The organism is Rhodobacteraceae bacterium IMCC1335, assembly GCA_039640495.1.
Classification (GTDB): Bacteria; Pseudomonadota; Alphaproteobacteria; order Rhodobacterales; family Rhodobacteraceae; genus Thalassovivens.
Window position 1 is genome coordinate 819,825 of sequence record CP046864.1, and the last position, 25,787, is coordinate 845,611.

General features: G+C 48.3%; 20 protein-coding genes and 2 pseudogenes. All 22 read left to right on the forward strand.

Translation table 11 applies throughout. The features are described 5' to 3' along the window. Positions 1–14: 14 nt before the first annotated feature. Positions 15–1,994, forward strand: coding sequence for a hypothetical protein (locus tag GN241_04000; protein XAT59171.1), 1,980 nt, complete (start codon positions 15–17; stop codon positions 1,992–1,994). A gap of 36 nt (positions 1,995–2,030) precedes the next feature. Further along, the gene (locus GN241_04005; protein XAT56594.1) at positions 2,031–2,843 is read left to right on the forward strand and encodes a hypothetical protein; all 813 of its coding nucleotides are present in this window, start codon (positions 2,031–2,033) and stop codon (positions 2,841–2,843) included. 137 nt (positions 2,844–2,980) lie between these two features. Further along, positions 2,981–4,414, forward strand: coding sequence for a mannitol dehydrogenase family protein (locus GN241_04010; GenBank protein XAT56595.1), 1,434 nt, complete (start codon positions 2,981–2,983; stop codon positions 4,412–4,414). Further along, positions 4,411–5,579: pseudogene (uxuA, locus tag GN241_04015) on the forward strand (mannonate dehydratase). Before GN241_04010 ends, uxuA begins: the two are co-directional and overlap by 4 nt. A 750-nt stretch (positions 5,580–6,329) precedes the next feature. Beyond that, entirely contained in the window at positions 6,330–6,560 is a 231-nt protein-coding gene (locus GN241_04020; GenBank protein XAT56596.1) for a hypothetical protein, read from the forward strand. 1 nt (position 6,561) lies between these two features. Then, the gene (locus GN241_04025; protein ID XAT56597.1) at positions 6,562–6,768 is read left to right on the forward strand and encodes a hypothetical protein; all 207 of its coding nucleotides are present in this window, start codon (positions 6,562–6,564) and stop codon (positions 6,766–6,768) included. A gap of 106 nt (positions 6,769–6,874) precedes the next feature. Continuing rightward, positions 6,875–8,135, forward strand: a pseudogene (locus tag GN241_04030) (tyrosine-type recombinase/integrase). 397 nt (positions 8,136–8,532) lie between these two features. Next, entirely contained in the window at positions 8,533–9,540 is a 1,008-nt protein-coding gene (locus tag GN241_04035; GenBank protein ID XAT59172.1) for a substrate-binding domain-containing protein, read from the forward strand. Positions 9,541–9,654: 114 nt separating this feature from the next. Then, the gene (locus tag GN241_04040; GenBank protein XAT56598.1) at positions 9,655–10,938 is read left to right on the forward strand and encodes an extracellular solute-binding protein; all 1,284 of its coding nucleotides are present in this window, start codon (positions 9,655–9,657) and stop codon (positions 10,936–10,938) included. Positions 10,939–11,082: 144 nt separating this feature from the next. Continuing rightward, positions 11,083–12,021: an ABC transporter permease subunit gene (locus tag GN241_04045; protein ID XAT56599.1), complete on the forward strand. Its 939-nt coding sequence runs from the start codon at positions 11,083–11,085 to the stop codon at positions 12,019–12,021. 10 nt (positions 12,022–12,031) lie between these two features. Continuing rightward, positions 12,032–12,865: an ABC transporter permease subunit gene (locus tag GN241_04050; protein XAT56600.1), complete on the forward strand. Its 834-nt coding sequence runs from the start codon at positions 12,032–12,034 to the stop codon at positions 12,863–12,865. A gap of 9 nt (positions 12,866–12,874) precedes the next feature. Next, on the forward strand, positions 12,875–13,876 hold the full coding sequence (gene ugpC / locus GN241_04055) for a sn-glycerol-3-phosphate ABC transporter ATP-binding protein UgpC (GenBank protein XAT56601.1): 1,002 nt from the start codon (positions 12,875–12,877) through the stop codon (positions 13,874–13,876). After that, positions 13,873–14,649, forward strand: coding sequence for an L-iditol 2-dehydrogenase (locus GN241_04060; protein ID XAT56602.1), 777 nt, complete (start codon positions 13,873–13,875; stop codon positions 14,647–14,649). Before ugpC ends, GN241_04060 begins: the two co-directional genes overlap by 4 nt. Beyond that, positions 14,649–16,145: a mannitol dehydrogenase family protein gene (locus tag GN241_04065; protein ID XAT56603.1), complete on the forward strand. Its 1,497-nt coding sequence runs from the start codon at positions 14,649–14,651 to the stop codon at positions 16,143–16,145. The genes GN241_04060 and GN241_04065 overlap by 1 nt, the downstream gene beginning before the upstream one ends. Before the next feature lie 565 nt (positions 16,146–16,710). Further along, entirely contained in the window at positions 16,711–17,559 is an 849-nt protein-coding gene (locus tag GN241_04070; protein XAT56604.1) for a hypothetical protein, read from the forward strand. A gap of 104 nt (positions 17,560–17,663) precedes the next feature. After that, complete coding sequence (locus GN241_04075; protein ID XAT56605.1) at positions 17,664–18,041, forward strand: hypothetical protein; 378 nt, start codon at positions 17,664–17,666, stop codon at positions 18,039–18,041. A gap of 71 nt (positions 18,042–18,112) precedes the next feature. Continuing rightward, on the forward strand, positions 18,113–19,882 hold the full coding sequence (locus GN241_04080) for a hypothetical protein (GenBank protein XAT56606.1): 1,770 nt from the start codon (positions 18,113–18,115) through the stop codon (positions 19,880–19,882). A 3-nt stretch (positions 19,883–19,885) separates the two neighbouring features. Then, the gene (locus tag GN241_04085) at positions 19,886–20,269 is read left to right on the forward strand and encodes a hypothetical protein (GenBank protein XAT56607.1); all 384 of its coding nucleotides are present in this window, start codon (positions 19,886–19,888) and stop codon (positions 20,267–20,269) included. A gap of 192 nt (positions 20,270–20,461) precedes the next feature. Next, on the forward strand, positions 20,462–20,692 hold the full coding sequence (locus GN241_04090; GenBank protein ID XAT56608.1) for a hypothetical protein: 231 nt from the start codon (positions 20,462–20,464) through the stop codon (positions 20,690–20,692). 1 nt (position 20,693) lies between these two features. Next, the gene (locus tag GN241_04095; protein XAT56609.1) at positions 20,694–20,900 is read left to right on the forward strand and encodes a hypothetical protein; all 207 of its coding nucleotides are present in this window, start codon (positions 20,694–20,696) and stop codon (positions 20,898–20,900) included. A gap of 106 nt (positions 20,901–21,006) precedes the next feature. Further along, positions 21,007–22,260: a tyrosine-type recombinase/integrase gene (locus tag GN241_04100; GenBank protein ID XAT56610.1), complete on the forward strand. Its 1,254-nt coding sequence runs from the start codon at positions 21,007–21,009 to the stop codon at positions 22,258–22,260. 680 nt (positions 22,261–22,940) lie between these two features. After that, entirely contained in the window at positions 22,941–25,361 is a 2,421-nt protein-coding gene (locus GN241_04105; protein ID XAT56611.1) for an FAD-dependent oxidoreductase, read from the forward strand. Positions 25,362–25,787 lie beyond the last annotated feature (426 nt).

Sequence of the window (25,787 nt, forward strand, 5' to 3'; positions counted from 1 at the left end):
CCGTGGAAATTGAAATGTTCATGTCAGCGCTGACGCAGCTATTTCAGATATCCCATTTCCCATATCTCATGGCTGGCGTATTTTTAGGGCTGACGCTGGGCATTCTGCCCGGTCTTGGCGGAACGTCGGGTCTCGCGATCCTGCTGCCCTTTGTCTACACCTTTGAACCAAGCGTCGCCTTAGCGATGATGATTGGTGTCCTTGCGCCGACAACTACTTCTGATACCTTTCCGGCGGTTTTGTTGGGTATTCCCGGAACAGCGGGCTCACAAGCGACTGTTTTGGATGGGCACCCTTTGGCCAAGAAAGGTGAAGCGTCGAGGGCGCTATCCGCTGCTTTTCTTTCGTCTCTTGTTGGTGGGTTGTTTGGAGCGATTATCCTTAGCGTCTCGATCTTCTTTGCAAAACCGCTGATCATGTCTTTTGGTTTTGGCGAACAGTTTCTTTTGATCATTCTTGCCCTTCTGATGATCGGTGCGTTGACGGGTGCCAACTTTCTGAAAGGTCTGGCCAGCTGTGTGATTGGTCTTGTCATCGGTACAATCGGTCTGGCCCAAATTACCGGAGAACCCAGATATACGTTCGGCACGTTGTATCTTGTAGATGGATTCTCACTTGTTGTGATGGGGCTGGGGCTTTTTGCGGTGCCCGAGATTGTCAGTCTGCTCCAATCAAAGTCCACGGTTGCAGGCGGTGGTAAGCTTGAAAAAGGCTGGCTGCACGGCATGCGCGATGCCATCAAGAATTGGTTTCTGATTATCCGTTGCTCGACTGTCGGCGTACTTGTAGGGGCGCTGCCGGGACTTGGTGGAACGGTTGTTGACTGGATCGCTTATAGCCACGCAAAACAGACAATCAAGAACCCCGAAACACTTGGCACCGGCGACATTCGCGGCGTCATTGCGCCGGAATCGGCAAATAACGCAAAGGAAGGCGGGGCGCTCATTCCAACGATCCTTTTTGGGATTCCGGGTTCCGGGAACAAGGTGCTTTTGCTTGGCGGTCTAGTGCTCGTCGGAATCGAACCAGGCATCGAAATGGTCACGACCCAGTTGGACATTACTTATTTAATCATATGGTCATTGGCGGTAGCAAATGTGGTTGGTGCAGGTCTGTGCCTGTTTCTAGCGAGGCCAATGGCGCAGCTTACTCGCGTTCCATTCTTTATTCTCGCTCCCATCCTGGTCGTGCTGATTTTCTTTGCGACCTTCAATAACGGCCGCGACTGGATCGATTTTGTGGCCTTGATGTTTTTCGGTGCGGTCGGTGTGATGTTCAAGACTTACGGCTGGTCGCGACCCGCGCTTTTGATCGGTTTTTTCTTGTCATCAAAAATCGAATTGCTAAGCTATCAAGTGAGCGCAGCCTACGGTCTGTCCTTTCTGTATCGCACGGGGTCGATCATCCTGATCTTTCTGGCATTGGGCACGATATTCCTGCTTTTGCGGCAAAAAATGACACCGGATGGCAGGTCGACCGTGGAAGAGGCTGGCAAACAGACCCTGTTCACGTGCTTTTTGGCACTGTTTCCCATTACCATGATCCTTCAGGTTGTGGCTCTGGATTTTCGCGCCAGCATCTATCCGATTGCTTTGAGCGGCGTGTTACTGTTGCTGCTTGTATCCATTGCGGGCCTGCAAATGGTGCAGCAACGACCAGAAATGCAACGCATCAATGACGCTAATATGGCCTTACGGACCATGTCCCGGAACATCTTTGAAAACCACGGCACATTGTATGATCAGGTGCTGGCCTTTGCGATGATCCCTGTGTTCCTTGTTTTGGTATTTCTGCTTGGATTCCCGATCGCGGCTGTGGCTTTGATCAACGGGTTTATCTTGATGCATGATCGCAGCAAATACCTGGTTTCGATCATCGTATCAGCGGCGGTTCTAATCATTCTATGGACGCTTTCAGGTGTTCTGACTCTGCAATATCCCGCTGGCATTATCGCAGATTTCTTGCCACTTCCATGGTGGCTGGGTGGCCGCTGAAACCTTGCGGATAACCCATTTCGAAAAGGAAACAAAATGACAAACCAAAAGAGCTTTGTAGAAGCACGAAACGGAATGATCGAAAGAGAGCCCAAACCACGCGAACGCGGCATCAACTATGTCCGTGCGCCAAAAACCTTGGGGCAATATTTTGTAGATTTCCTGACTTGCTACGGTGCGCTGACGGATATCGTCAAGCTGGGAACCAACCAGCTGACCTTTATCCCAGAAGACGAGATCAAAAAGGCAATTAAGTTCAGCCATGATCATGGTGTGCGTGTCGCCATCGGCAATCCCATTATGGACCAGGCGCTGAGTGCAGGATCACAGGCGACCCGGGACGTTATCGATTACGCGGCTAGGTTGGGCCTCGACATCATGGAAATTTCGGTCATCGCCCGCACCATCGATGACGAAGATTTGGCAGATTTGTTGGATTACGTGAACGGCAAAGGAATTAAGCCGATTGTCGAATGCGGATTGTCCTTTGCTCATGAACCCGTGGTCGATGGGCGCACATTCGCCAAACGTAAGAAGGCGCAGGCAAGGCGTGCTTTGGAAAACGGCGCGTGGAAGGTGCTTTTGGAGGCTGAGGGTGTTTATGAAAACGTTAAGTCGGGCCAGGAACGCTGGGATTTTGTGGATGAATTCGCAGCGGACTTTGAGGTTCGCGACCTCATGTTTGAGGCAGACGAGCAGGACGTCATGTCCTATTACGTAAACGCCTATGGGCCGAAAGTGAACGTATTAGTGGACAATTCGCAGGTCATGCAGATCGAAGCCGCGCGTCGCGGTTACGGGCCCTGTACGCTGACTTGGGCAAAAGCAGCCGTGTTTTCTAAAGACTAAGCTAAAGAAACAGCGCCAATAAAAGAGACTGCAGCATTGAAACTTCTTGATGACGATAGGCTGTTCCCGACCAAACTAAAAGGACTGGGATTGGCAAGGGATCTTACTGTCAACCTCGCCAAACGAGCCTATCGGTTATGAAATCAGAAAATAAAAACAAGCTTTGCAGATCTACACCCGCTCCGAAAACCGGAATCGTACATCTGGGGCTTGGTGCTTTTTTTCGAGCGCACAGCGCGATATACATTAAGGAAGCCATGGCGCATTCGGGCGGCGACTGGGGTGTGGTGGGCGTCTCAATGCGGTCCCCGGGTGTTCGTGATAAGCTGGTTAAACAGGGTTGTCTTTATACTGCACTAGAATTGTCGAACCAGGGTTTGAAGTCTCAGGTCATCGATGTCGTTACGTCCGTTCTTTTCGCACCAGAGGATCCAAACACGCTTCTTCGGGAAATGGCCGCCGAAACAACCCGGATCGTCAGTCTGACGATCACGGAAAAAGGATATTGCCGCGGTGGCGGGGATACGGCGCTCGACTTTGACCATCCTGATATCAAGCATGATCTGCGAAACCCCGCGCCAAAATCCGCTCCGGGTTTTCTACTGCGCGCTCTGGAAATGAGAAGGCGTCAAGGACTGCGCCCTTTCACGGTTCTTTCTTTGGACAACTTACCGGCAAATGGGAAATTAACTCGCCAAATCGTGTGCGAGTTGGCGGTCCAGATCGACCCGGACCTGGCGCATTGGATCGAAAAGGAGTGCAAATTTCCATGCTCTATGGTCGACAGGATTGTTCCGGCCACAACCGACGCAGTGATCGAGCGCGCCTACAGCATCAGCGGATACCAAGATCCCGTTGTCGTGTCGCACGAACCATTTCGGCAGTGGGTGGTCGAAGACGACTTCGTCGATAGCGTACGGCCAGCTTTTGAAGCCACCGGCGTTCAGCTAGTCGATGATGTAGAACCATTCGAACATTTGAAGCTGCGAATGCTCAATGGCACCCATTCCGCGCTAGCCTATCTTGGCATTGTTGCGGGATATGAAGTCGTTGCAGAGGCCATCCGCGACGAAGGAATCGAGCGATTCATCGACGATCTTTGGCGAGAGGAGATCACTGAGTCTCTGGTGTCACCACCAAATACGAATCTGAATGAATATGCTAGGCAGCTAAAATCACGCTATCGGAACTTGGAAATTCGCCATTTACTTGAGCAAATTGCGATGGATGGCAGCCAAAAACTACCGCAAAGAATACTGGCGCCGCTTTTTGAAAACCTTTCGGCAGGAAAGCCCTATAAGCGGTTTCTAATGGTTGTCGCCGCTTGGTTCCGGTATATCGAAAGCCGGTCGAAGTATGCCCAACCTGGGCTGCACGACCCCCTTCAAGAGGAGCTTATACGGGCAGCAAGGCGCGCATCAGATGACGGCGCTTTGACAGAGAATTTGCTCCAAATAGTACCGGTTTTTGGCGACCTGCCGACCCATCTGATCGCCGACGAATTAGTCGCCATTCTGGGCCAAATCGGCGATATTTATGACACCGCCCGACTTGAAGGAGTACGGCAATGAAAGAAACTTGGCGTTGGTATGGCACCCTGGACCAGATTAAGCTTTCTGAGGTTCGTCAAACGGGCGCGGCAGGCATTGTTACAGCTTTGCATGAGATCCCTTATGGCGAAGTGTGGCAACGAACCACGATCGCCAAAAGACGCGAAAAGATCAGGGTTGCAGGATTTGAATGGGATGTGGTGGAAAGCTTGCCACTGCACGAAGATATCAAACGGGGCACCGGGGATCTTGCGTCGCTTTTTGCCAACTACCGGCAGTCCATGGCGAATCTGGCCGCCGAGGGTGTCCATACCATTTGCTACAACTTCATGCCGCTGCTGGATTGGACACGCACTGAGTTGAATTCACCGGTCGCAAACGGCGGAACTTGCCTGCGCTTCTCGGCGTTTCGGATGGCCGCATTCGAGATCTGCATGTTGGGTCGCGCGGAAGCGGAAAACGATTACCCCACCGATGTCATCGCAAAGGCGCGCGAATGGTACGTTGCTTCAAGTGAAGAAGATCAGAAAGAGTTGCTGAACTCGATCATGTCGGGCATGCCGGGCGCCTATGACCGTTTTGATATTATGGGGTTGCGGCGCGCGCTCGATACCTATCGAGGCATGGATGCTGCGGATATTCGGGCAAATTACCGACGCTTTCTGCACGAAGTCGTTCCAACCGCACAGGATTTGGGGATGCGATTGTGCGTACATCCTGATGACCCGCCGCGCGATATTCTCGGTCTTCCACGTATTGTTTCGGATGCCGATGATATCGCGTGGATTATGAGCGCCTATGACGCACCTGCTAACGGTTTGACGCTCTGTTCCGGTTCGCTGGGTGCCAACCCCGAAAACGATGTTGTCGACATTACACACAAGCATTCCAACCGGATCCATTTTGTTCATCTTAGAAACGTCCGCAAGGATCCGGATGGCTCGTTTGAAGAAGCTGAGCACCTGAGCGGGGACACGAATATTCCAGCCTTGTGCCGTGTCCTTTTAGGGGAGGAAAAAGCGCGTAAGTCTGCAGGGCGCCTGGATTGGCAAATCCCGTTCCGTCCTGACCATGGTCACGAACTTCTGACTGATCCTCAAAGAAGACATTTCCGGGTTATCCTTTGATCGGACGGCTTCGCGGCCTAGCCGAACTTCGTGGCGTACTCCACGCTTTGAGCGCCTGAGTCGCAGCTACAAATAAAATATTAAAACCAAAATTTAGATGGTAAACCGCCATGCGTTGCAATGTAGAATGCGGTGGCTTTGGGCTCCTAGCAGTCATTCGCTGCAATCCGATTTAATGTCTGCTTTGCGTTTAGCGGGCCAAGTGTCCTGTAAATCTTGATGTATTACTCAAAATAGCCTCCACCCTTTCTTCGGTAGAGGTTTTTTAAGCTTTGCGTCGGGTATGGTGCACATAAATACGGAGAGTTTGCGTTGTCTTGCCGCGTCACTGTCTCGGGGATTATTTGGAAGAATTGAAACCTCATGCAAAAGCGACTTAAGAAATCCACCTTTTCACCCGAGCCCAGCATGGCTGTGCTTTGAGCGTGATCATTACTCACCCTCGGGTGATTAAACCCACCCTGAGAAATACATTCGAGCATGTCTGAGTGTGTAAAACACCCACACAGACACCAGTTGCGCCTGATAGTGCAGTATACGTGAATATCATGCGGGTGCTTTGTGTATTCACTGCGGGTGTCTCTTGTCGTGATACGCCCCCTAAACCAAGCAGATACGAAAAGTTCACTGTATCGCCGTATCACTGTATCACGGAGGTGATAATTTTTAATATCAGTAGTATAGCGCGATACAGTGCTCGACTTGAACTGTATTAAACAGTGTATTTTTAGAAGGCACCGTATCGCTATCCCCTAAAACCGAGAAACCTTGAGCATCTATGATGGTAACAAGAAAAGGAGATTACCATCATGCTTACCTTATTTTTGTTGCTCGCTGCTGCGGGCGGTATCCTTCGGCTTGTCCTGGCTCGGCTGTTAAAACAGCGCTGGGGCGTGTCTATCGGCGTCCCTCAAGCTCTAGCCGGTGCCCTTGTGGTGCTGGCAGGACTGCCTGAGTTCATTAAGCCCATTCCCTTTCCAGTACCTCTGGGCCTGACCATCGGCCTGCTGCTTCCGGACCTTTTGCTGAGAAGAGCCTGATATGAGGCAGCTGGATATAAAACCTGGATGCATCGTGCTGATAGCAGGCTTTGATGACATCCCAGAGCATGAGTTCCGCATAGATGAGATCTATGAGGAGTTCGTTACAGGTATGGCTCTCTCTGGTCCCTTTGCAGGGGAATACGGAGAGCCAGACAAAGAGATGATTGTGAAACTCATCTCTCAAGGAACAACAGCACAGAGATAAGCTTATTGCTTCAGGGAAGGGCTTAAACCCAGCCCTTCGTTGTTCTTACTTACAAAATCCCAACTCAACATCAAAACCGGGGCAATTGCCCCAGTAAGGAGACAGTATGTCTGCAGATATAAAATACGCCTACAAACGGCATAACACCTGGGTCTATCGCAGAACCTATCCCAAGGCGCTGCAACCCATCCTTGGTTCAAGCCTCAAGCAATCCCTGAGAGCAGCAGATGCCAAACAGGCAAAAGCCCGCGTGGCTGAACTTAATCAAACATTCACGAACCTCGTAAAGGAGGCACAGGCCCATGCTGATGCTGCAACACATGAACCCAACCTTGAAACTGCTAAGCTTGCTGTGGCGCGTCCTCGATATCAGCGCGCAAGGCTTCTGGGTGAGCAGCCTGTTCATGGGTTAGCCAAGGGATATCTAAAAGAACTATCTCAAATGCTTAGACCAGGGACTACAAAGTCCATTCGCTATGCACTGGAGCTTCTAAGCTCTCATGTAGGCAAGAAGCTAAAGATAGGGGAGCTTAGCACAGATACAGGAAGAGATATCCTAAAGCTAATATCCAAGCTCTCTCCCAATGTCAGGAAATACGCTGAAGCTAAGGAGGCCAGCCTGACAAAGCTGGTAGAGCTTTCACAAACCTATGAGGCCATATCCCTGACACCTCAAACGCAGGGCCGTATCTTCAAGCAAATGCAGCGCTTCCTTGACTGGTGCGTGAGAGAAGGAGAGCTCAGCAACAACCCTTGGGTAACTCTCAGGATAAGAGCAAAGCCAGAGGTCTCCCCTCATGGCGTTTTAACAGATACGCAGGTCTCAATTCTACTCAAAGCCAAGGACAGGGTGCTTCACAGCGCCCTTCTCTTTGGCCTCCTGACTGGCATGCGCTCAGGGGAGATCTGCGGGCGGGCTTATGGCAGAGGACATCACAGCAAAGGGCAACCTTGGGCGGTTTATCCAAATCAAGCCAAACGCTATACGGCAGCTGAAATCAAAAACAGCTGAACGGGAAGTCCCATTGCACCAGATCCTAGAGCAGCTTTTAGATACATCCCTGCCAAAACAGGGAAGGCTATTTCCCTATCTAACAGTTGATGCTGTAGTAAAGCGCTATGCCAAGCTTAGAAGGCTCTACCCTGCACTCCAAGGCAGCGTATTCCACTCCACCCGCAAGTGGTTCATCACCCAGTGCGAGCGCACAGGCACCCCTGAGCACTTCACCGCATCCCTCGTGGGGCATCACTCTGCACGCTCAGCTAATAAGCTCACCTACGGGCTGTACTCAGCAGGGATATCCGACGCCCAGAAGCGGGAGATCGTGGATGGCATCAGGCTGCCGGACTGGGACGGTACATCATGAGTCCAACCACTATAGCAGAACCTGCTCTCATCCCTGACATCGAAGCATTCGAAGAACGAGTGGCCATCCACATCCATGAGGGCGGCATTCCAACCCATCAGGCTAAGGACCTTGCCGCGCAAGCCCAAGGCTTCCGCAGCCAGGCCCACTACTGGGCTTGGATCAAAGCGTACGTCGAGAGAAAGAGGTTGGGCTAGGGTAGCCTAGAAAAGAAATGGTTCAGCCCCTGAGGGGCTGAACGATAGAATTTATCACAAGTATAAACTGGGCTTATGCTTAAGAAATAAATACATTGATTTTTTACGCGAGTTAATCAATATTTTAACGAAATATGTAAGAAGTATATGCTTCTAAAGCTGGAAAAGAGTGATAGCTAATGGGCCAAAAAATCAACACGATGGAAAAATTTGCCTCAGTGAGTGGTATTTCCAGACCAACACTTTCAAAGTTTTTCAACGATGCGCAGAGTGTTAAAAAATCAACACGATTAAAAATCGAGCAAGCAATCGAAAAATACGACTATCGTCCAAATTTTTACGCGATGAACCAAAATAGGCGTAAAACAAAAAATATTGGGTTGGTTGTGCCAAATTTAACAGACCCATTTTTCGCAGGTATCGCAAGAAAACTTGAGGAGTTAATTGTACTTTCTGGTTACAATCCATTGCTTTTAAGCTCTCATGGTGGGCCAGAGCAAGAGGTTGCAAATCTAGACAGTTTGCGATCCATCAAGCCGGCCGGGGTTTTGCTGGCGCCCCTTGGAAGGGCAAGTAATGTAAAAAAATTGAAAGACTTTTCTCAGCTTGTTCCAACAGTGTTGTTCGATGCAAATGTCGAGGGGGTGGGTGAGGCGTTCTTTGGTTCTGACAATCATCAGTCGATTGGATTGATGGTTGATTATCTGGCAAGGACAGGTAAACCACCCAAGTTTTTTGAGATGAAGGATCCGATTAATCCGAATGCTTACAAGAGACGAGCGGCATATATCTCGGCAATGGAAAAGTTGGGGCTTGAGCCGGAGTTGCTCCAAGTAAATGGTGACGGTTGGAATTTCGAAGAAATTGGTTTTACGTCAGGCAGGCAGATTTTTCAAAACTCAAAATATGTAGGCGCTACCATTTTGTGTTCTAATGACCGATTGGCAATTGGGCTGATGTCCGCTGCCTACGAGAGTGGGCTAAAGGTCGGGCATGGTGTTGAATTTGATTTGAGAATTGCTGGTCATGATGACCACCCTTTCTCGCGATATACCTGTCCCTCGCTGACTACCATTTCTCAAGACTACGACGCAATTGGCGAGCGTAGCGTTTCAGAGATGCTGAAAATCATTGATGGAACAAATGGAATCACTGAGCGTTCGGAGAAGCTTTTTGAAGGCCGTTTGGTCATGAGGAGCTCAGCTTAAAAAGTGATTTACGCTTGTTTTTCTTTAGATTTACACGCGTAAATAAATTATTGACTGCGTGTTTTTATAATATTATGCATGTCGCTACATTCATCCAATTAGGGAGGTTCCAGGATGTCTTTGAAGAACTCACTGTTTGCAGCGAGTGCAGCAGCTTTGATGGCTGGTGGTGCTTATGCCGCAGACTCACTCACTATTGCGATCGTGAACAACGGTCACATGATCAACATGCAAAAAGTTGCAGAAGCTTACACGGCGGAAACAGGTGTTGCATTGAACTGGGTTGCTCTAGAAGAAGGCGTTCTTCGTGAGCAGGTAACTTCTGACACAGCCACAGGCGGCGGTCAGTACGACATCATCAACATCGGTATGCAAGAAGCGCCAATTTGGGGTGCGGCAGGCTGGATCGAACCATTGAACTTTGGCGCAGACTACGACATGGATGATATTCTACCAGCGATCCGCGCAGGTTTGTCACACGAAGGTACAATGTATGCTGCGCCATTCTATGGTGAATCATCAATGGTTATGTATCGTAAAGATCTAACTGATGCAGCTGGTGTTACAGTTCGTGATAACGATTCATGGGCAAACATCAAAGGCGCCGCGGCAGCGATGCACGACCCCGATAACGGCGTTTATGGTGCATGTTTGCGCGGAAAACCAGGCTGGGGCGACAACATGGCGTTCATTACGACTGTTGTGAACTCATTCGGTGGTGCATGGTTCGATGCGGACATGCGTCCAACAATCGACTCAGCAGCATGGGAAGAAGCAATTAATTTCTATGTTGATCTGTTGGGTAACTACGGACCACCCGGTTCAGAAGGTAATTCATTCAATGAAATCCTTGCGCTTTACAACGAAGGCAAGTGTGGCATGTGGATTGACGCGACAATCGCGGCATCTTTCCTAACAGTTGACGGCGTTGCATATGCACAGTCACCAAACGCTGGTAACCCAGTTGGTGCGAACTGGTTATGGGCGTGGGCGATGGCCGTTCCAGCAGGATCTCCAAACGCAGACGCAGCAAAAGCTTTCATCGAATGGGCGACATCAAAAGATTACGTCCAAGCTGTTGGTAACCACCCAGACTTTGGTTGGGGTTCAGTTCCGACTGGTCAGCGTTCATCTACATACGCATTGCCAGAATTCCAGGCGGTTGCAGGTTTTGCAGCAGCGGAAATGGCAGCGATTGGATCAGCAGCACCAGAAGCAACAGATCTAAAACCATACGTTGGTGTTCAGTTCGCGGCGATCCCAGAATTCCCAGAAGTTGGTATCTCAGTTGCACAAGAGATGGCAGCTGCACTATCAGGCGCGAAATCTGTGAAAGACGCTCTTGCGGCATCTCAAGCTGCGGCTGACGCAATCATGTCAGAAGCGGGTTACTACTAACCTTTCTCCCAAGAATGAAAAGGGGCGTGGCACTCACTATTGCGCCCCTTTTCACACCGCCTTTACCGCAGTAAAGCATCCTATTTACAACCGTTTCGCTAAATGAATTTATGGGTTCTGAAACTCAATAGTAGGTAATCCATCATGACTAATCGAAGCCTGCCACGCTTACTTCAAGCACCAGCCGTTTTATTACTCCTTGTATGGATGCTGGTTCCACTGAGTATAACTCTTTATTTTTCGTTTATTCGCTACGTATTAAACAGCTTGCGCCGACCAGAATGGACAAAACCAGCTTTGAGCAATTGGCGCGGTTTTGGTAATTACGAATTTGTCCTGAATAACAAAGATTTTATTTTGGCAATTCAAAACAGTCTTATAATTGTCTGCAGTATTTTAATTCTAACAGTCATTTTTGGTGTATTAATCGCAGTTTTGATTAACAAGACATTCATGGGACGTGGCGTCGTACGAGTGTTATTGATTTCTCCGTTTTTTGTTATGCCCGCTGTCAATGCAGTTTTGTGGATTAACATGATTTTGGATCCTGTTTTAGGTCTGCAGGGTTTGGCCGTCGCAGGGATAAATGAAGTAATTGACGGCTTACGCACTTTTCCAATATTGGGTGGCTTCTTTTCTATGTGGCCAGAGCTCGAACCAATCTCGTTTCGTGCAACACAGACGTCAGCATATGCGGTTATTACAATGGTAACCTGGCAATGGACTCCATTTGCGGTTTTGATCTTTATGACATCGCTGCAATCCGAAGATCAGCAACAAAAGGAGGCTGCTGTATTGGACGGTGCAGGAACTTGGTCTCAATTCCGCTTCTTGACCTTGCCACATTTGGCCCGCCCTATAGCGATCGTTGTAATGATACAGGCAATTTTTCACCTATCCTTATATGCTGAGATAGAAATTGTAAGCCGCGGCAATGGTAACAAAAATTTGCCCTATCTAATTGGAGAATTTGCAAACAACAATATCGGTGCTGCGAGCGCTGCAGGTATATTTGCGGTCATCCTTGCAAATCTTGTTGCGATCTTCTTGCTGCGGATGATCGGCAAGACGTTGATGGATTGAGGGGTGCATCATGGCTATTGTTTCAGCGAACTCAAGCATATCTCGTTATGGCCGACCAGTGTTGGCCTGGGGTGTTGCGCTACTATTTTTCTTTCCGATCTTTTGGATGGTGTTGACCAGCTTTAAAACCGATGCCGATGCCGTTAAGCCGGAATTCCTGATTTGGTTCAAGCCGACGTTGGATAACTATCTAAACTTGACCGAGAATTATGACTATTGGCGATTTGCAACAAATTCAGTCATAACTTCGGTCTGTGCTACTTTGTTTACGCTGGTGGTCGGTATACCCGCGGCTTATTCGATGGCTTTCAATCCAAGTCGTGCAACAAAAGATATTTTGATGTGGATGTTATCCACAAAAATGCTGCCAGCTGCTGCAGTCTTGTACCCAATGATATTTTTGGCAAAAGGTATCGGTTTATATGATACGCACGTTCTGGTTATTACGGTCGTTAGTTTGATTAATCTTCCGATCGCGATTTGGATGTTGTTCACCTATTTCAAAGAAATCCCCAAAGATATCATCGAAGCGGGCAAAATGGATGGGGTAAGTACCTGGGGCGAAGTCAAAGAAATCCTCATACCTCTCGCTTGGGGGGGCATAGCATCGACTGCTCTACTTATTTTTATTTTCTGCTGGAACGAAGCCTATTGGACCGTACGGCTGACAACGATTGATGCAGCAACGCTTTCCAAACTCATCGAAGGCAATAGAGCGCCGGAAGGGCTTTTCTTTGGACGCTTATCCGCAGTGTCTACTGCTGCTGTTGGACCCATCGTCGTGTTGGGCTGGTTCTGCCAAAAACAACTTGTCCAAGGTTTGACCTTTGGCGCCGTGAAATAAGGAAAGATTATGGGACGCATCGTACTTAACAATGTAACGAAAAGCTTTGGTGAGACGCAGGTTATTCCTTCTTTAGATCTAATCATTGAGGACGGTGAATTTACGGTCTTCGTAGGGCCATCAGGCTGCGGTAAATCTACGCTGCTTCGAATGATTGCTGGACTCGAGGAATTGACCTCGGGGCATATTGAAATCGACGGAGGCGATGTCACTCAGGTTCCACCATCAAAGCGCGGCCTTGCCATGGTGTTCCAATCATATGCTTTGTATCCACATATGACTGTGCGCAAAAACATCGCGTTTCCTTTGCGCATGGAAGGTATGGATCAGTCGGAAATCGATAAAAAGGTTGGGGCTGCTGCCAGGTCATTGAATTTGACAGACTACCTTGATCGAAAACCTGCCGCGCTTTCTGGTGGTCAACGGCAGCGCGTAGCCATTGGACGCGCAATTGTGCGCAACCCTTCGGCTTTTCTATTCGACGAACCGCTGTCGAACCTTGATGCGGCATTGCGGGTAGGAATGCGTCTTGAGATCAGTGAAATGCACGAAAGCATGAAAACAACGATGATTTACGTCACCCATGATCAGGTCGAAGCGATGACGATGGCTGACAAGATTGTTGTGCTTCAAGCGGGCGTGATTGAACAGGTTGGGACGCCTCTTGAACTCTACCACACACCAGGAAATGTGTTTGTAGCAGGGTTCATTGGGTCGCCACAGATGAATATCTTTTCGGGTTCTGAGGCCGAGAAACTTGGCGCACATACTGCTGGTGTACGACCCGAACATATCGACATCGATTTGTCGGATGGTACTTGGAAAGGCACCGTCGGAGTGGCGGAGCATTTAGGTTCAGATACCTTTGTCCACGTTCACGATACAGGGCTTGGAGATTTAGTTACTGTTCGTATTGCGGGCGATGTTGCTGTTAAGCATGGCGATAACATTTATCTGACGCCACAAATGGACAAAATTCATAAATTTGATGAAAAAGGACTGCGCGTATGACGGGACGGCTCTCTGGAAAGGTAGCTTTGATTACAGGTGCCGCCCGCGGTATCGGGCGTGCCTTTGCCAAAGCTTATGTTCGAGAGGGTGCTAAAGTTGCGATTGGCGATGTAAACATTGAGCGTGCAAAAATAACTGCGCAGGAAATTGGCGGTTTAGTTGTCGCAATAGAAATGGATGTCACCTGTCAGGCAAGCATAGATGACGCTATCACAAATGTGGTATCGAAATTTGGCAGAATAGATATTCTAATCAACAACGCAGCTGTCTTTACGGCTGCTCCAATCACCGAAATAAATCGAACAGAATTTGAACGTACGTTTGAAATTAATGTTGCGGGAACTTTGTTCACTATGCAGGCGGTTGCTCGTCAGATGATCGAGCAAGGCCATGGTGGTACGATCATAAATATGGCCAGTCAGGCTGGGCGTCGTGGCGAAGCACTGGTATCAGTTTATTGCGCTTCGAAGGCTGCAGTCATTAGCTTGACCCAATCTGCCGGGCTGAACCTAATTGAGCATGGTATTAACGTGAATGCTATTGCACCTGGTGTGGTTGACGGAGAACACTGGGATGACGTTGATACATATTTTGCGAAATATGAAGGCAAAGCGCTAGGGCAAAAGAAAGCCGAAGTCAGTAAAGCAGTCCCTTATGGGCGTATGGCAAATCCTGATGATTTGACTGGTATGGCCATTTTTCTAGCATCCGAAGATGCAAAATACATCGTTGCACAAACGTACAACGTGGATGGCGGAAATTGGATGAGTTGATGGACGATTTTGTACGGAGAACTAAACTGATGGAACTCAGCAACGGCACGCTGAATGAATTGCCACAGAATATTATCGTGCCCAACTATGATCGTTCTGCATTAAGGCCCGGCATCATTCATGTAGGTGTAGGTAACTTTCACCGCGCGCATCAGGCTTGGTATCTTCACCGATTAATGCAGGTCGGTGAGGCACATGACTGGGCGATAATTGGTGCAGGGGTACGTGATGCTGACGCAATAATGCGAGAAAAGCTGTTACGGCAGGATTGCCTTACAACCTTAATAGAACTCGATCCATCGTCTTCGTCTGTTGAGGTCGTTGGTTCAATGATTGACTATCTACCAATAGAAGAAAATAATAAATCTCTCATACTGCGTATGGCTCGAAGCGATATTCGTATTGTGGCTTTGACAGTGACCGAGGGTGGATACTTTATTGATCCAGCCACGAAATGCTTTGATGAAGATCATCCAGATATCGTGTTTGATGCTCGTAATCCAGATGCACCAAAAACCGTGTTTGGAGCAATCGCAGCTGCCCTGAAAATACGGCGAGATACGGGAGCTGGGCCGTTAACGGGACTTAGCTGCGATAACTTGCAAGGTAACGGTGACATATTACGCCAAGCAGTTGTGTCATTAGCACGAATGTTGGATGGGTCCTTGGCCAATTGGATAGACGTAAATTGTACTTTTCCTAATTCCATGGTCGATTGTATCGTGCCAGCTACGGGGCCTGAAGAAATAGCCATCGCTAACCAACACGGGGTTGATGATTGCGTCCCTGTTACTCATGAAAACTTTCGGCAGTGGGTGATCGAAGATAATTTTTGTGCTGGCCGGCCCGATTGGCAAAAGGTGGGTGTTCAATTCGCAGATACTGTTCATGATTTTGAGATGATGAAAATTCGCATCTTGAATGGTGGGCATCAAGTTATCTCAGTGCCCGCAGAGGTGCTATCTGTAAGTACAATTGCAGACTGTATGGCACATGACTTAATAGGCCGCCTTTTCACAAAAGTTACGCTCAATGAAATTGTACCGCACGTAAAGGCTGTGCCAGGGATGTCACCATTCGACTATGTAACGCTTATTCAAAGCAGGTTCGCAAACGGTAAAATCGAAGATACTACGCGTCGCGTGGCATTCGATGGGTCGTCACGACACCCTGGCTTCATTTTGCCGTCAATTCGTGATGGTCTAGAAGCGGGTACGTCTATTGAAGGATTGGCGCTGGTAGAGGCGACATGGGCAAGAATGTGCTTTGGTACACGGGCGGATGGAAGTTTGATAGACCCAAATGATCCAAATTGGAACGATCTGCAGACTAAAGCACAAGAAGCACGAAGCGATCCAAGAACTTGGTTAGATATGCAGCAAATTTATGGAACACTTCGTGATGAACCTAGATTTTCAAAAAGTTTCTCAAACTGGTTGAACATGATTTGGGATCAGGGCCTGGAGGCAACTATCCATACCTACCTAAAAACGTAAAGCTTGCATCATCATTAATAATAAAACGATATTTCGAACAGTACAGTTGCTTTTCATGGCACCAATAGACAGATTTATATTACAGTAATAACAGGAACTCAAAAATCACCTAAAAGGCACTCATAAATCCGCCGAAACTCTGAAAAACTTGATAAAAACAATGTGTTGAGATTCACGTTTGTTCCGGCCGTGGGTACCAGATTTAGGCAAGTTTTTCCTTTATAGTAAAGCATACTTAGCCTAGGCTTCTAAAAAGGGAACTCAAATTGGGTCAAAAAGGAACTCAATGAGGTCAAAAACAGGCGGCTCGTAATGCAAAAAGAGGACAATGATATCAGTGTAACCAATGAGGACACTGAGATCTTAAACTTGCCCCATCTACTTTTGCCTGAAAAAACCCGGCGAACGCATTTTGTACTTGAATGGCGGATACCAATCGACATAATGTTCTACGCGTTGGAAGGGAATGAAGTAGCAAGAAAATCATAAACGATTTATCCTATTAAAACTGTGCAAGTGTTTAAATTTGCATTCCAACTTATTAATTAAAAGCACTGAGCCAATTATGCATGAAAAAAACTGTCACTTGGTTTCGTTCGCTAGCTCGGATATGATCAAATCATTGAATAGATTAGAGAATCAAGCTTTAGCATTTGATCTTTTCGAGACACTCCATATGTATACGGAGGAAGATTTAGATCCAGCTTTTAGGAAACAATATTCTGATTTTATGAAATATAAAACCAGAGGTTACGGATTTTGGCTTTGGAAGCCAACTATTATATTACAAGCTCTGGGTAAAATAGAACCAGAACATAATTTATTGTACATTGATGCTGGTTGTCATTTAAACCTAAAAGGTAAAGCTCGGCTTTATGAATATTTTCAATCTCTACGACTTTCTCCGAGTGGAATATTAGCTTTTCAAAACAAAGATCCTGTTGCTCCGTTGGATTATGATGGAAGAAAACTTTTGGATTTGCCAGAGGGCAATTGGACCAAAGGTGACCTTCTAGATTTTTTTGGCGTAAGAAATGACACTCAAATCACGCAAACCCAAACTATCGGTGCTGGGATTATTTTATTCAGGAAAACTCCCCAAGCAGAGCGGTTCCTCAAATCATGGGAAATGCATATGCGTAATAACGTCTCATTGCTGGACAATAGCCCATCGGTTTCAGAAAATTTGTCTGGGTTTCGCGAACATAGACATGATCAGTCTTTTTTTTCGATAATGGCTAAGATAGAGAAAATTCCAACGATTTCTGCTAGCGAGTATTGGTATCCAAGAGTTGACAGCTTCAAGCCAGATTGGGATGCTTTGTCCAATTTTCCCATTCACGCTAAGCGTGATAAAAACTTCAGTTACTTTAATAAAGTGTTAGTTAAGTTGCGAAAGTATTGGAAAAACTAAATTACCTAAATTTGAATATTTGAAATTCCTTTAATATTTGTGCGTTCTCGGTTAACCTCTTTACAATTTTATTGAGCAATTTCTGTCTTTTTGACGAGCTTGCAATGTACGCGAGTGAATTGAACTTCTTTTGGCAGGAGAAAGAACAAGCTCAGTCACTTGCAGATACTGCTATTTTTGAGGGTGTGAAATCACTTTTGGCAGAGGACAAAATCAAAGATAAACAATTTGCTGCTGAGCTAGAACAGGACATCAATAAGGGCGAGGATAGCTTGCTCGCGCGGTTTATTTGGGCACAATCAGTTTCCAACGCGATGGATGCAGCAATTTCCTTCCTGGCGTGGAAACGTGCAAAGGAGCTAACGCAGTTAGAGGAGGATTTTAATGTTTGCCTCGACAAGTTTCGCGAGGCGAAAGAGCCAGAATTTTTCTGTATTTCAGAAGGTAATATGTCACTGATCAATTTTTCAGTGATGTCATAAATCCCAATTAAATTTTTACAGCTTAATTAAGCCAGTGGTGCCCAATTGGGCATCACTGCATGAGGTTTTTTATGAACGAAAATAAAAAAAATGATTTTGATTTTGATGAAACGGATTTCGAATTAGTAGATGAAGCAGACCTACCTGCCCCGAATAGATGGCAGACCTATGAACTTGACGTCGAGGAGCTAGACTGTGCTTCAGGGGTTTGTTGGCACCCAGCAACTGCAAACAATTTGACGGCACCGATCAAGCCAAGTGCTGAACGGCGTCTGAATGTAATACGTCGAGAAGTCGCCAGTTGGTTCGTCCAGCTTGACGGCAAGTTTATTCCAACAAATAACAAGGACGGTAGGCTTGGCATAGGCGAGATCGAAAAGATCTTGCCACAGATGCTAGCAGAGCGGTTTCCGGATAACGCGTTGGTTGAACGCAATGCAGGTAAGCTTTCATTTGCAGCCATATTTGGCACGACCGCAGACTCAAGATCAGCATTCGGGGTTTATTCGGGAAAAGCATACCCGGCACCGGACAATCCCTCATCAAGGCTATATCGCAATAGTATGTGGGATTTGAATACCTGGCGACGGCCTGCGTATCGGGGCTTGCGGCCCTCATTGGAGACGCCGTCAAAGTCATACGCCTTCGAGGCCATGCTTGAGTTTGCCATTCCCGATACGGCGCAGCGAATGATGCTGATGGATTGGATTGCTTGGAACCTGCAAAACGAAGGGAGCAAGCCCAACTGGGCAATCATGCTCTATTCGGAGGCAAAGGGCACAGGGAAATCAACAGTGGCTAAAGTCCTGACAGCGTTGTTTGGGCTAGAAAACACAGCATCGACAAATGGTATCAAACCACTCACCCAGCGCTTTTCCGCAGATACTCTCGACCGCAAACTGGTGGTTGCCGAAGAGGTGCATATTTCCAGTCACTCTGCTGAAGGGAATGCTCTCAAGGATCTGATCACCAACACGGTCGTATCTGTTGAACGCAAATATCAACCTATAGTGACAATTCCACAAACTTCCTGCTTTTTGTTCATGACAAACCATAAGCCACTGTGGCTCGAGGGCGGTGAGCGTCGCTATTACATCATCGATATGGATCACGACGGCCATGCTCAGGGCAGCAAGAATGAAGAGTTCTATGAGCTCGCCGCAGCAGTGAATGAACAGGTCAAGTACCCGCAGTTTGTCAGGGATCTGTACGAACGGCTGATGGCACGGAAACTATCAGCGAAGTTCGATCCGAAGAATATGCGCTTCAATGATAATGCAACACCGATCATGCGTGAACTGCAGGTAAACTCCGGCAACGAAGGGGAACAGGTCCTAGTGGCAATTCTCGCCGAACATCACTGCTCAATCATCCTCAGCGAGGACTTTCCAGACCTGATTGCGCACCTAAGGCTCCGTAATGCGAACTCACTGCGCAATATGCTTGCGAAACTTGACTGGGAAGCTCGTCGTATTCGGTTCGGTGGAGCGCAGTATCGAGCATGGTGCAAGAAGGACCTGGAAATCGAAAATGGACGGGTCAAACACGAATTGCTTGCCAACACATACACGCCAGAAGCTGCGCAAATTGGGTACGCTTGGTTTGATCTAGAGTTTTACGTCAACACGAGCTGGAAACGTATTCGTCAAGAGCGTCTGGTGAAAGGTCAACGGAAAACCATTGAGAACTATGCGGCAATCAGCGAGTCCGAATGGGAAAACTCCGAAGGTAAATACGGGCCCTTTACGGATAGCACTACGCATCTTCGCCTGCAGGCTCGTACGCAAGATGAGTTGGAGGAGCTGATAGGCAGTAATACCGTCCATATGCTGCGGAAATAACAGATGGAGTGGTTACCAGCCGATATGTCGGATACTTCAGCGGAATGGTGGTTAGATACGTTCGACAATCACGCCGAAGCGCTCGAGCAAAAGGTCCAGTCTTACCTATCGCAAGCAAGAGTGACATCGCAGGGCTGTCGAGAGCTTGGCACCCAACAGTGCCCGGCGCGTGTCCAATGGCGAGGGCAGCGCATGCGAGTGTATCAGCTAATTGCTTGGGCGGAAGCTGGCCAAGTTCCGCTGCCAAAAACAGTCGTGCGTCATCTGTGCAATAACAGGGCATGTATCAACCAGCAGCACCTCGCCATCGGCACACTGGCGCAGAACCTGTTCGATCAACGGCAAAAGCGGTCCGACGAGATTAACCTAAACTGGACACATCGGTGAAAGGTTTTACCGTCTCGTCGCCTCGCTGCCGCATGCAGGCTTAAAGCCCAATAAACCATCACAGTTGAGCCCTCATTGTCCAAGACAGTGGGGGCTTTTTTTACGTCTCGTGGCAGCTATTACTGTCTCGCCCCCCTAAAACCGAGAAACCTTGAGCATCTATGATGGTAACAAGAAAAGGAGATTACCATCATGCTTACGTTATTCATGCTGCTCGCTGCTGCGGGCGGTATCCTTCGGCTTGCCCTGGCCTGGCTGTTAAAGCAGCGCTGGGGTGTGTCTATTGGTGTGCCTCAAGCCTTAGCCGGTGCTCTAGTGGTGCTGGCAGGACTGCCTGAGTTCATTAAGCCCATTCCCTTTCCAGTACCTCTGGGCCTGACCATTGGCCTGCTGCTTCCAGACCTTCTGCTGAGAAGGCGCTGATATGGGGCAGCTGGATATAAGACCAGGATGCATCGTGCTGATAGCAGGCTTTGATGACATCCCAGAGCATGAATTCCGCATAGAAGAAATCTATGAGGAGTTTGTCACAGGTATGGCTCTCTCCGGTCCCTTTGCAGGGGAATACGGAGAGCCAGACATTGAGATGATTGTGAAACTCATCTCTCAAGGAACAACAGCACAGAGATAAGCTTATTGCTTCAGGGAAGGGCTTAAACCCAGCCCTTCGTTGTTCTTACTTACAAAATCCCAACTCAACATCAAAACCGGGGCAATTGCCCCAGTAAGGAGACAGTATGTCTGCAGACATAAAATACGCCTACAAGCGGCATAACACCTGGGTCTATCGCAGAACCCACCCCAAGGCGCTGCAACCCATCCTTGGCTCAAGCCTCAAGCAATCCCTGAGAACAGCAGATGCCAAACAGGCAAAAGCCAGAGTGGCTGAGCTCAATCAAACATTCACGAACCTCGTAAAGGAGGCACAGGCCCATGCTGATGCTGCAACAGATGAACCCAACCTTGAAACTCCTAAGCTTGCTGTGGCGCGTCCTCGATATCAGCGCGCAAGGCTTCTGGGTGAGCAGCCTGTTCATGGGTTAGCCAAGAGATATCTGGAAGAGCTATCTCAAATGCTTAGACCGGGGACTACAAAGTCCATTCGATATGCGCTGGAGCTTCTAAGCTCTCATGTAGGCAAGAAGCTAAAGATAGGAGAGCTTAGCGCTGATACAGGAAGAGATATCCTTAAGCTAATATCCAAGCTCTCTCCCAATGTCAGGAAATACGCAGAGGCTAAGGAGGCTAGCCTTACAAAGCTGGCAGAGCTCTCACAAACATTTGAGGCCATATCCCTGACACCTCAAACGCAAGGCCGTATCTTCAAGCAGATGCAGCGCTTCCTTGACTGGTGCGTGAGAGAAGGAGAGCTACACAGCAACCCTTGGGTAACTCTCAGCATAAGAGCAAAGCCAGAGGTATCCCCTCATGGCGTTCTAACAGATGAACAAGTCTCAATTCTACTCAAAGCCAAGGATAGGGTGCTTTACAGCACCCTTCTCTTTGGCCTCCTGACTGGCATGCGCTCAGGGGAGATCTGCGGGCTTATGGCAGAGGATATCACCCATAAGGGAAACCTTGGACGGTTTATCCAAATCAGGCCAAACGCCATCCGGCAACTCAAGTCAAAAGCAGCTGAACGAAAAGTACCGCTTCATCAAATCCTAGAGCAGCTTCTGGATACATCCCTGCCAAAACAGGGAAGGCTATTTCCTTATCTAACAGTTGATGCCGTGGTAAAGCGCTACGCCAAGCTTAGGCAACTATACCCTGACCTCCAAGGCAGCGTATTCCACTCCACCCGCAAGTGGTTCATCACCCAGTGCGAGCGCACACGAACCCCTGAGCACTTCACGGCCTCCCTTGTGGGGCATCACTCTGCACGTTCAGCCAATAAGCTGACCTATGGGCTGTACTCAGCAGGCATCAGTGATGCGCAGAAGCGGGAGATCGTGGATGGGGTGAGGTTGCCGGACCCAAGCAAAGAGTGAGGGCCAACTCAGCTGAACCACCACAGCAGATCTAGCCTTGATCCCCGATATTGAGGCCTTCGAGGAAAGAGTGGCCATCCACATCCATGGGGGTGGCCTTCCAACCGACCAAGCCAAGGACCTTGCAGCGCAGGCCCAGGGCTTCCGAAATCAGGCCCGTTACTGTGCGTGGCTCCGGGTGTATGTCGACAGGAAGCGGTTGGGGTGCGGCCCCCCGACCAAAAACCAAGCAAGCCTCCCAGAGCGGGGGGCTGGGCGTGCTGTTCTATTTTTTTTGTGAAGAGGCGTTGGGGAAGGTGCACTAACTTCAAGCTAAACCATTACGCTGCTCTTACAAAATGACGCTCTCCAAGCTTATGATGCTTAAGCGGATTTGTTTGAAAGCACCATCTGAAGCCTAGAAAGGGGTATGGTTTATCCAAAAGTTGATATGTTTGCAAAATGTTCATCGTAATTTGAAGTGAGTGTTGCATGAGGCATGGATTGAACCAAACGTTTTCTGTCAGCAAGAAAAGAATTGATAGATTTTTGTCGCTTTTAAACAGGAATTGATGCATTACCTTTTGTTTGGTGGCATCGAAGGAAACTTGTTTCAAAGTGTAAAGGTAGACTATGAGGATGCTCCAGCTGCCCTTTAGCTGAAAGACAAAACAACAGGATCGGTTTAAAAAGGGGGCAAAATGAAAACGCATGCACAGGCAGTGGTAATCGGGGGCGGGGTTGTTGGATGCTCGATACTTTATCACCTCACGAAATTAGGATGGCACGATGTTATTCTGTTGGAGCGGGATGAGTTGACCTCAGGTTCAACATGGCATGCAGCGGCCAATATCCACGGACTTCACGACAGCACCAATATAAGTCGCATACAGCATTATACCATGGGACTTTATAAAGACCTAGAGGCGGAAACTGGCCAGAGTTGCGGCGTTTTTCAACCCGGATCTATTTACCTTGCGCAAACTCAGAATCGATCTCACCAATTGCAGCTTCAGGCAGCAAAGGCGAAGCTTTACGGAATGAATTTTTCTGAAATCACCCGCTCAGAAGCTGAAGAGTTGCATCCACTGGTGAATTTTGATGGCATCCGTTCTATTATGTGGGAACCTGATGGCGGTAATGTCGATCCCTCGGGCGTGACCGCAGCATATGCCGCCGGCGCACGCCGGAACGGGGCAGAAATATATCGCTTTACACCAGTAACAGGAACTGAAATTCAGTCTGATGGCAGTTGGGTCGTTCGTACATCTAAAGGTGATATTAAAACGCAATGGGTGGTTAATGCCGCTGGTCTTTGGGGACGTGAAGTTGCTAGGCTTGCAGGAGTGGAATTGCCATTGCAACCCACCGAACACCAGTATTTTGTCACTGAAACTATTGCCCAGATTGATTCGATGGACCGCCGCTTACCATCAGTTGCAGATCGCGATGGTGAATATTATTTGCGTCAGGAGGGCAAAGGCCTTCTGGTTGGTGCTTATGAGCGCGACCTACGCTTCTGGGCCGAGGGCGAAACGCCTGCCGGATTTGGCCATGAGTTGTTTGAAGATGATCTGGAGCGGATCGAAGAAAATATGATGCGCGCAATCGAACGTGTACCTGCAGTGGGCGAGGCAGGAATCAAACGGGTGATCAACGGTCCGATGATCTGGTCACCAGATAGTAATGTGTTGTTTGGCCCAGTGCCTGAACTGAAAAACTATTTTTGTTGCAACGGTGTTATTCCGGGTTTTAGCCAGTCAGGCGGTTTGGGGCTTTTGGCAGCTGAATGGATAATTGAGGGCGAAACAAAATACGATATGTTTGCGTGGGATGTGGCACGCTTTGGCGCATGGGCAAGCAAAGAATTCACCAAATCGTGTGTTGGTGATCAATATGCCCATCGTTTTAGTATCCACTTCCCCAATGAACAGCGCTCTGCAGGTCGTCCGGTGCGCACGCGCCCCATTTATCAGATGCAAAAAGAGATGGGTGCGGTCATGGGGTTCAATTATGGCTGGGAACATCCGCTTTGGTTTGCCGAGACGCCGGGGGTTAAGGACACCAATGGTTTTACCCGTCAAAATTGGTTCGAGCCAGTGGGCAAAGAATGTAAAATGCTGCGCGAAAAAGCCGGTATTATCGATATTTCCAATTTTGCCAAATATGTGGTGCAAGGCAAAAAAGGGCGTGACTGGTTGGATGCGGTTTTTGCTAATAAAATGCCAACTGAGGTGGGGCGATCCTGCCTGACGCCGCTGATATCACGGCGCGGCGGTCTGGCGGGGGATTTTACCGTCACCTTGATTGCACAGGATGAGTATTGGATTTTCGGCTCAGGCATGGCGGAGCGCTATCACAAACGGTTCTTTGATTCAGTGCCACTGCCAGAGGGCGTTAGTTTTGACAGTCGGACTGAAGCAGTCTGCGGGTTCAACCTGGCCGGTCCCCTATCTCGCAAAATTTTGCAACGCCTGACAAATACATCGCTGAATAACGAAGATTTTCAATTTATGCGTTCAAAACGTGCCGACTTAGCCGGTATTGATGTGAAAATGCTGCGTGTGTCTTTTACCGGCGATCTCGGCTGGGAAGTACATTGTAACACAGCGGATCAAAAGGCACTTTACACAGCTTTACTTGAGGCAGGCAAAGAATTTGGAGCTGGGCCAGTGGGCAGCCGCGCGCTTATGGCGATGCGTGTAGAAAAAGGATATGGTAGCTGGTCGCGGGAATATAGCCCCGAATATTGGCCGCATGAGCAGGGCATGGATCGCCTGTGTAAAATGGATAAAGATTTTCTCAATAAAGCCGCTCTGCAAGCGGTTCTGGCGCAAGAACCGCGCGAACAGATGGTGTTGCTGCATCTTAATGAGGCGGCGGTAACCGCTTCAAACGCTGATGCCACAGGGGGTGAGCCAGTGTTCAAAGACGGCAATGGCATTGGACGGGTGACATCTGGCGCATATGGTTATAGTGTTGGGTTCTCGTTAGCGCTGGCTATGGTCAAAGATGTAGGGCCAGGGGATGAGGTAGAAGTTATGGTGCTGGGCCGACCGCATAAAGCCAAAATACTGCATCAGCCACCCTTCGATCCCACAGGTAAAAAACTGCGGGCTTAAAAAACCTTTGATCCCATTTATGAGGGTAGATTTGCTGTCTGTATCATCGCCGATCGATATCGACAGATACTGCTCAGAGGTAGACCCCGTAAGACTATAGCTGATCACTCTTTACATATAATCGATAAGGATCTGATCACTATTAAAAATATCCTTGAGAAACGCCTCGACGTTAGGGCAGAGGGATTTAGCGCAATAATTTGTGGCTGTTGTCTTGCTGACCAAAATTGATGGATCAGGATCAATTGCTTCCCCAGATTTGAGTTATATCCACTGGTTTGGTGCAGCCAAGAGCATTGGGTCCGTATCAAGGCTAAATAATGAAACAGCTCTATCTGTCGCGGTAAATTTGCAAATGTTTTCGAGTTTACTGAGGCTTTCAAAGGACGATAAATTTTCCGCAGTACTGTGATTGCCTGTATCAAA

Bases quoted from the DNA above. Each gene is read 5' to 3' on its own strand.
- GN241_04000 (XAT59171.1), top strand. From the start codon at position 15: ATGTTCATGTCAGCGCTGACGCAGCTATTTCAGATATCCCATTTCCCA.
- GN241_04005 (XAT56594.1), top strand. From the start codon at position 2,031: ATGACAAACCAAAAGAGCTTTGTAGAAGCACGAAACGGAATGATCGAA.
- GN241_04010 (XAT56595.1), top strand. From the start codon at position 2,981: ATGAAATCAGAAAATAAAAACAAGCTTTGCAGATCTACACCCGCTCCG.
- GN241_04020 (XAT56596.1), top strand. From the start codon at position 6,330: ATGCTTACCTTATTTTTGTTGCTCGCTGCTGCGGGCGGTATCCTTCGG.
- GN241_04025 (XAT56597.1), top strand. From the start codon at position 6,562: ATGAGGCAGCTGGATATAAAACCTGGATGCATCGTGCTGATAGCAGGC.
- GN241_04035 (XAT59172.1), top strand. From the start codon at position 8,533: ATGGAAAAATTTGCCTCAGTGAGTGGTATTTCCAGACCAACACTTTCA.
- GN241_04040 (XAT56598.1), top strand. From the start codon at position 9,655: ATGTCTTTGAAGAACTCACTGTTTGCAGCGAGTGCAGCAGCTTTGATG.
- GN241_04045 (XAT56599.1), top strand. From the start codon at position 11,083: ATGACTAATCGAAGCCTGCCACGCTTACTTCAAGCACCAGCCGTTTTA.
- GN241_04050 (XAT56600.1), top strand. From the start codon at position 12,032: ATGGCTATTGTTTCAGCGAACTCAAGCATATCTCGTTATGGCCGACCA.
- ugpC (XAT56601.1), top strand. From the start codon at position 12,875: ATGGGACGCATCGTACTTAACAATGTAACGAAAAGCTTTGGTGAGACG.
- GN241_04060 (XAT56602.1), top strand. From the start codon at position 13,873: ATGACGGGACGGCTCTCTGGAAAGGTAGCTTTGATTACAGGTGCCGCC.
- GN241_04065 (XAT56603.1), top strand. From the start codon at position 14,649: ATGGACGATTTTGTACGGAGAACTAAACTGATGGAACTCAGCAACGGC.
- GN241_04070 (XAT56604.1), top strand. From the start codon at position 16,711: ATGCATGAAAAAAACTGTCACTTGGTTTCGTTCGCTAGCTCGGATATG.
- GN241_04075 (XAT56605.1), top strand. From the start codon at position 17,664: ATGTACGCGAGTGAATTGAACTTCTTTTGGCAGGAGAAAGAACAAGCT.
- GN241_04080 (XAT56606.1), top strand. From the start codon at position 18,113: ATGAACGAAAATAAAAAAAATGATTTTGATTTTGATGAAACGGATTTC.
- GN241_04085 (XAT56607.1), top strand. From the start codon at position 19,886: ATGGAGTGGTTACCAGCCGATATGTCGGATACTTCAGCGGAATGGTGG.
- GN241_04090 (XAT56608.1), top strand. From the start codon at position 20,462: ATGCTTACGTTATTCATGCTGCTCGCTGCTGCGGGCGGTATCCTTCGG.
- GN241_04095 (XAT56609.1), top strand. From the start codon at position 20,694: ATGGGGCAGCTGGATATAAGACCAGGATGCATCGTGCTGATAGCAGGC.
- GN241_04100 (XAT56610.1), top strand. From the start codon at position 21,007: ATGTCTGCAGACATAAAATACGCCTACAAGCGGCATAACACCTGGGTC.
- GN241_04105 (XAT56611.1), top strand. From the start codon at position 22,941: ATGAAAACGCATGCACAGGCAGTGGTAATCGGGGGCGGGGTTGTTGGA.